General features: G+C 67.2%; 6 protein-coding genes. 2 read left to right on the plus strand and 4 right to left on the minus strand.

What is annotated here, in order from left to right; translation table 11 throughout:
* Nucleotides 1-138: 138 nt before the first annotated feature.
* The 4 genes from E4487_RS23735 to E4487_RS23750 are packed head-to-tail and all read right to left on the minus strand — an operon-like array spanning nt 139 to nt 3360.
* Nucleotides 139-822 (minus strand): LrgB family protein, encoded by a 684-nt coding sequence (locus E4487_RS23735; RefSeq protein ID WP_175254526.1) that lies wholly within the window; start codon nt 820-822, stop codon nt 139-141.
* Nucleotides 819-1172: a CidA/LrgA family protein gene (locus E4487_RS23740; RefSeq protein WP_037053670.1), complete on the minus strand. Its 354-nt coding sequence runs from the start codon at nt 1170-1172 to the stop codon at nt 819-821. The genes E4487_RS23735 and E4487_RS23740 overlap by 4 nt, the downstream gene beginning before the upstream one ends.
* On the minus strand, nt 1169-1696 hold the full coding sequence (locus tag E4487_RS23745) for a DUF934 domain-containing protein (RefSeq protein ID WP_150605860.1): 528 nt from the start codon (nt 1694-1696) through the stop codon (nt 1169-1171). The genes E4487_RS23740 and E4487_RS23745 overlap by 4 nt, the downstream gene beginning before the upstream one ends.
* On the minus strand, nt 1693-3360 hold the full coding sequence (locus E4487_RS23750; RefSeq protein WP_175254527.1) for a nitrite/sulfite reductase: 1668 nt from the start codon (nt 3358-3360) through the stop codon (nt 1693-1695). The genes E4487_RS23745 and E4487_RS23750 overlap by 4 nt, the downstream gene beginning before the upstream one ends.
* 341 nt (nt 3361-3701) lie before the next feature.
* On the opposite strand from E4487_RS23750, the gene ccoG reads away from it, so the two are divergent.
* Nucleotides 3702-5105 carry a cytochrome c oxidase accessory protein CcoG gene (ccoG, locus tag E4487_RS23755; RefSeq protein WP_150605864.1) on the plus strand — a complete coding sequence of 468 codons (1404 nt, stop codon included), beginning with the start codon at nt 3702-3704 and terminating at the stop codon, nt 5103-5105.
* A gap of 191 nt (nt 5106-5296) precedes the next feature.
* Nucleotides 5297-6709, plus strand: coding sequence for a GntR family transcriptional regulator MpaR (gene mapR / locus E4487_RS23760; RefSeq protein WP_175254528.1), 1413 nt, complete (start codon nt 5297-5299; stop codon nt 6707-6709).
* The last annotated feature ends 192 nt before the right edge of the window (nt 6710-6901 follow it).

Below are 6901 nucleotides of genomic sequence, written 5' to 3' on the forward strand. Positions count from 1 at the left end.
TCAGAATGCTCATTTACAGCACGTAAACTGCGCTTCTTCGAGCGATTTCGCCTGGCCTGACCTTCGCTCGACGACTTTTGGTACAGAGCCGTAGGAGCGGCTTCAGCCGCGAGCGCTTCGCCGCAGCGCACGCCGGCCTCAGGCCAGCAGCAGCGGCAGAAGCAACGCGGTGCCGATACCCAGCAGGCTCATGCCCAGGGCGGCGAACGCACCGCACTCCTCGCCCTCCTGCAAGGCATGGGCGGTGCCGATGGCGTGGGCGTTGATGCCATAGCTCAGGCCGCGCGCCGCCGGATGATCGACACCGGCCCAGCGCAACAGCAACGGCCCCAGCGCCGTGCCGATCACCCCGGTGAGCATCACCATGACCGCGGCCAGCGACGCGACCCCGCCGATCTGCTCGGCCACCGGCATGGCGATCGGCATGGTCACCGACTTCGGCGCCAGGCTCATCACCACGCTCCAGTCGGCGCCCAGGGCCCAGCCGATGGCCAGGGTCAGGCTGACCGAGAGCACGCCCCCGGCGAACAGGGTGATCATGATCGGCCAGAACAGCTGGCGGATGCGCTTGATGTTGTGTTGCAGGGGGACCGCCAGCGCCACGGTGGCCGGACCGAGCAGCCAGGCCACCGGCTCCGCACCGGCGCGGTAGGACGCGTAGTCCACCCCGCACAGCAGCAGGGTGGTGACGATCAGCGTCACCGAGACCAGTACCGGCTGCAACACCAGCCAGCCACTCCGGCGATACAGCCAGGCAGCGATCAGGAAAGCGGCGAGCGTCAGGGCGATGGCAAACAGCGGGTGGTGAGTCAGCAGCGTCATCCCTTGCGCTCCTGGCGGCGAATCAGGGTCTGCAGCAACCAGCCGCAGAATGGCACCGTGACCAGCAGCGACAGCACCAGCGCGGTGGCGATCACCGGCAGCTCGCCGAGCAGCAGGTCAGTGCTGGTCATGATCCCCGAGGCCGGTACCGCGAGCAGCAGCGGCAGGTAGGGCAGCAGGCCGCCGGCGGCCTGTTGCAGGGGCTCGGGCACGGCGCCGCGCCACATCAGCCAGACCGAGAGCAGCAGCAGGCCGATGATGGACGCCGGCAGCATCGGCAACAGCCAGTGGTTGAGGGCCACGCCAAACAGTTGCAGCAGGACCAGCCAGAACAGGCCACGCACCATCATGATCTCGATTCCTCCTTATGGCGCCCGCGACGGAACAGCGGGCGCGGTTCAATGACCGAGCGACCATACAACACACTGAGCCCGTCGAGGCCCTTGAGTGCATCGGCCACCGACTTGTCGGCACGCACGGCGAAGGCATCGAAGCCACACTGGCGCATGTGCGCCAACTGATCGCGCAGCACGTCGCCCACGGCCCGCAGCTCCCCACGCCAGCCCAGGCGCGTACGCAACAGGTAGGCCTGGCTGTAGCCACGGCCATCGCGGAAGCTGGGAAAGTCGATGGCGATCAGCGTCAGGCTGGCGAGCAACGGCTGCAGCGCTTCCGGCTCGTCATCCACCTGCAGCAACAGGCCATCGGCGCTCATCGCCCTGCCCTCCAGCACCGCCGCAGGCTGCCGTGCGCGCCAGGCCGCCAGCGGCAGGATCAGCGGCGCCGACGGGGCGTCGTCGCCGTCGTGCAGCTGCCAGGGATCGTCATCGACGATACGGGCCTGGCCCTCGACCAGACGGATCAGGTTGTTCATGCCGCCACCTCCCGGCTGTACACGCGCTCCTTGAAGGGCTCCAGGCCGATGCGCTGGAAGGTGTCGAGAAAGCCTTCGTTGACCTCGCGGTAGTCCACGTAGGTGCGCACGATGCGCTCGATCACCTCGGGCACCTGTTCGGCGGCGAAGGACGGGCCGATCACCTTGCCCAGCGCCGCCTGCCGGCCCTGGCTGCCGCCGAGGGTGAGCTGGTACCACTCGCTGCCGTTCTTGTCGACGCCGAGGATGCCGATGTTGCCGATATGGTGGTGACCGCAGGCGTTCATGCAGCCGGAGATGTTCAGGCTGATCTCGCCCAGGTCATGCAGGTAGTCGAGGTCGTCGAAGCGCTGCTGGATGGCCTGCGCAACGGGAATCGACTTGGCGTTGGCCAGCGCGCAGAAGTCGCCCCCCGGACAGGCGATGATGTCGGTGAGCAGGCCGGCGTTGGCGGTCCCCAGGCCGGCGGCCTGAGCCTGCGTCCACAGCGCGTGGAGGTCGGCCTTGCGCACGTCGGGCAGCACCAGGTTCTGCTCATGGGCGACGCGGATCTCGCCGAAACCGTAGCGTTCGCTCCAGTCGGCCAGCGCCTCCATCTGCTCGGCGCTGACATCGCCGGGCGGTGCGCTGATGCCGGGTTTGGTCGACAGCAGCACGCTGACGTAGCCGGGAACCTGATGCGCCATGACATTGCGCGAGACCCAGCGGGCGAAGGCCTCGTCGTGTGCCAGGTGGGTGCCGAAGTCGAGATCGATGGCATCCAGCGGCACGTAGGCCGGCTTGCGGAAGGAGGCCGCAACGCGCTGGTACTCGTCGTCGGTGAGCTGTGCCGGGCCATCCTTGATCATCTGCCATTCGCGCTCCACCTCGGCGGCGAACGCCTCGATGCCCAGCGCCTTGACCAGGATCTTGATGCGCGCCTTGTACTTGTTGTCGCGCCGGCCATGGCGGTTGTACACGCGCAGGATGGCCTCGACGTAGGACAGCAGATCGCGCCAGGCCAGGCCCTCGCGCAGCACCTGGGCGATGATCGGCGTACGCCCCAGGCCACCGCCGACCAGCACGCGCAGGCGCAGCTCGTCTGCCTCGTCGCGGTAGAGCTGCAGGCCGATGTCATGCACCTGCACCGCCGCGCGATCCTCCTCGGCAGCGCACAGGGCGATCTTGAACTTGCGCGGCAGGAACAGGAATTCCGGGTTGACCGTCGACCACTGGCGCAGAATTTCGGCCAGCGGGCGCGGGTCGAGGTACTCGTCGGCGGCGACTCCGGCGAAGGCCTCGGTGGTGATATTGCGCACGCAGTTGCCGGAGGTCTGGATGGCGTGCATGTCGTGCTCGGCCAGCCAGTCGAGGATGTCCGCCACGCGCTCCAGCTCGATCCAGTTGAACTGGATGTTCTGCCGCGTGGTGAAGTGCCCGTAGCCCCGGTCGTATTCGCGGGCGATATGCACCAGGGCGCGCATCTGCCGTGCCGACAGGGTGCCGTAGGGAATCGCCACGCGCAGCATGTAGGCATGCTTCTGCAGGTACAGGCCATTCTGCAGGCGCAGCGGCAGGAACTCCTCCTCGCTCAGCTCGCCACTCAGGCGCCGCTGAATCTGGTCGCGGAACTGGGCGACGCGCTCGCGCACCAGCGCGCGGTCGTAGTCGTCGTATTGGTACATGCCGGCTGCCTCCTGATCACGGGGTGTCGACTATGCCTGCCGGCCGTGCACCGAAAACAGCGCCAGAAAAGCCTAAAAAAACCGGATCAGACGGACCGGGGAACGACCGGCAAGCCGCTCTGATCAGCGCGGCGCGATGTCGCAGGGGGCGCGCCGCCGGGCGCCTGACCGCAACACTGGACGCCTTGATCGACGCGGCCTGCAGCCAGCCGAAGGCGTTTCCGGGGCGCCGACCGGACGCATCTGATCTGCTTTTTTAACGAAAACCTGAGCCTGTTTTGCGAACAGCCCCGCTCGGATCATGGCGCCAGCCTGATAAACGCCTGATGAGGGCAACGCACATGACCGACCTGATTCCCGCGCGGAACCTCGACACCGCCAAACCCATCCGCCTGACCCCGGCCCAGGCCGGCGGCCCGATTCACACCCGCAGTTTCAGCGGGCGCTACCGCAACCTGCGCCTGCTCGGTGCCGGGCTGCTGTTCCTGCTGTTCTTCGGTACCGCCTGGATCAACTGGAACGGCCGCCAGGCCGTGCTCTGGGACCTGGACAACCGCCAGTTCCACATCTTCGGCGCGACCTTCTGGCCGCAGGATTTCATCCTCCTCTCGGCCATCCTGATCATCGCCGCCTTCGGCCTGTTCTTCATCACCGTGCTGGCCGGCCGCGTCTGGTGCGGCTATGCCTGCCCGCAAAGCGTGTGGACCTGGATCTTCATGCGCGTGGAACAGATCACCGAGGGCGATCGCGGCCAGCGCATCAAGCTCGACGCCGCGCCCTGGTCGCTGCAGAAGCTGGCACGCCGTGGCGCCAAGCACGCCCTGTGGCTGGCGGTGAGCCTGGTCACCGCGCTGGCCTTCATCGGCTACTTCACGCCGATCCGCACGCTGACCCTGGAGCTGGCGACGCTGCAGGTCGGCGCCACCACCGCGTTCTGGGTGCTGTTCTTCACCGCCGCCACCTACATCAACGCCGGCTGGCTGCGCGAGAAGGTGTGCCGCGACATGTGCCCCTACTCGCGCTTCCAGAGCGTGATGTTCGACAGCGATACGCTGGTCATCTCCTACGACGCCGCCCGTGGCGAGAACCGCGGCCCGCGCCGCAAGGACGCCGACTACAAGGCCGAAGGCCTGGGCGATTGCATCGACTGCACGATGTGCGTGCAGGTCTGCCCCACCGGCATCGACATCCGCGATGGCCTGCAGCTGGAATGCATCGGCTGCGGCGCCTGCATCGACGCCTGCGACAGCGTGATGGACAAGCTCGGCTATGCCCGTGGCCTGGTGCGCTACAGCTCCGAACACGAACTGGCCGGCGGCAAGACCCACTGGCTGCGCCCGCGCCTGGTCGGCTACGCGGCGATGCTGGCGGTGATGATCGGCGCCTTCGTCTGGGCGCTGAACGAGCGGCCGCTGATCTCCCTGGACGTGACCCGCGACCGGGGGCTGTTCCGCGAGAACGCCCTGGGCCAGATCGAGAACATCTACAGCCTGAAGATCATCAACAAGACCCAGCAACCGCGCAGCTATGCCATCGCCCTGGTCGAACCCGGCGACTTCGAACTGCACGGCCCGCGCACGCTGAACCTGGCGCCGGGGGAAATTCGTGACCTGCCGCTGAACGTGGCACTCACCTCCTCCGAAAACGCTGCCAGCACACGCACCCTGGAGTTCGAGGTCCGCGACCAGGCCAACCCGGACAGTCGCGTCAGCACCCAGAGCACCTTCCTCGCGCCGCTGCGTTGAGGCCTGGCACGGCGTGCTGTCTGCTCGACCGGAGCGCCCCTCTCTCCCCACGGGAGAGGGGGCAGCCACGCCTGGCGACAGCACGCTCGCACCCGCGACTCCTCTTCATCGATTCCCGAGGCACTGCCATGTCTGCCGCTCACCCCGTAAAGTGTTCGCCCATACCCTTTGCTGCGGTGAACCAGGACAGGATGAAGCGCTACGAAAAATTCGCCGACGAGATCGCCGAACTGATCCGTACCGGCGTGCTCGGCCCCGGCGAGAAGGTGCCCTCGGTGCGCCACGCCAGCCGGACCTACGGGGTCAGCCCGTCGACTGTGTTCCAGGCCTACTACCTGCTGGAGGATCGCGGCCTGATCCAGGCGCGGGCGCGCTCCGGCTACTTCGTTCGCGAACACGCCAAGCGCCCCCTGCACGAACCCGAGCTGACCAGCCACGCGGCCCACACCACCGACGTGGACGTCAGCGAGCTGGTGTTCTCCGTGCTGGCCTCGCTGAAGGACCCGCACACCGTGCCCTTCGGCTCGGCCTTCCCCAGCCCCGACCTGTTTCCCCTGCCGCGCCTGGCCAAGAGCATGGCGCATGCCCTGCGCATGCTCTCGCCGCACGAGATCATCGCCGACATGACCGCCGGCAACGCCGACCTGCGCCGGCAGATCACCCTGCGCTACATGGTCAGCGGCGTGATGCTGCCGATGGAGGAACTGGTGATCGGCAACGGCGCCATGGAGGCGCTCAACCTCTGCCTGCAGTGCGTGACCCAGCCCGGCGATCTGGTGGCCATCGAATCGCCGACCTTCTACGCCTGCCTGCAGGTGCTGGAACGGCTGCAGCTCAAGGCCGTGGAGATTCCCGTGCACCCGCGCGAGGGCATCGACCTGAGCGCCCTCGAACAGAGCCTGGAGCAGTTGCCGATCAAGGCCTGCTGGTTCATGAGCAGCCTGCAGAACCCGCTCGGCGCCAGCATGAGCGAAGCCAAGAAGCAGGCGCTGTACGAACTGCTGGTCAAGCATCAGGTGCCGCTGATCGAGGACGATGTGTACGCCGAGCTGTATTTCGGCAGCCACCCGCCCAAGCCGGTGAAGAGCTTCGACCGCGAGGGCCTGGTGATGCACTGCAGCTCCTTCTCCAAGAGCCTGGCGCCGGGTTATCGCATCGGCTGGGTCGCCGGCGGGCGCTATGCCGAACAGATCGCCCGGCTCAAGCTGATGACCACCATCTCGCCCTCGGTGCCAGCCCAGGCGGCGCTGGCCGACTACCTGCAGCACGGCGGCTACGACCGCCACCTGCGCAAGCTGCGCCATGCCCTGGAGATGCAGCAGAGCGCGATGCTCGCCTCGGCCGCCCGGCACTTTCCCGCCAGCACACGGGTCACCCGCCCGGCCGGTGGCTACTTCCTCTGGTTCGAGTTTCCCGAACGGCTGGATTCGCTGCAGCTGCTGCGCCTGGCCCTGGCCCAGGGCATCAGCCTGGCGCCGGGACCGATCTTCTCCGCCAGCCAGGGCTTCCGCCACTGTGCACGACTCAACTACGGCCATGCCTGGAACGCACGCAGCGAGCAGGCCATGGAAGTGCTCGGACGGCTGGTGGCGGGGCTGCTCTGACGCCGCGCACGTGTCCCGTAGGGTGGATGACGCTCTTTTCATCCACCACCCGGGCAACCACGGTGGATCGGTGAAGCGCGATCCACCCTACGCCTCGCCATCCACCCATCCATACCCCGTAGGGTGGATGACGCTCTTTTCATCCACCACCCAGGCAGCCACGGTGGATCGATGAAACGCGATCCACCCTAC

The organism is Pseudomonas sp. BMW13 (assembly GCF_013357275.1).
In the GTDB taxonomy this organism is placed as follows: Bacteria; Pseudomonadota; Gammaproteobacteria; order Pseudomonadales; family Pseudomonadaceae; genus Aquipseudomonas; species Aquipseudomonas khazarica.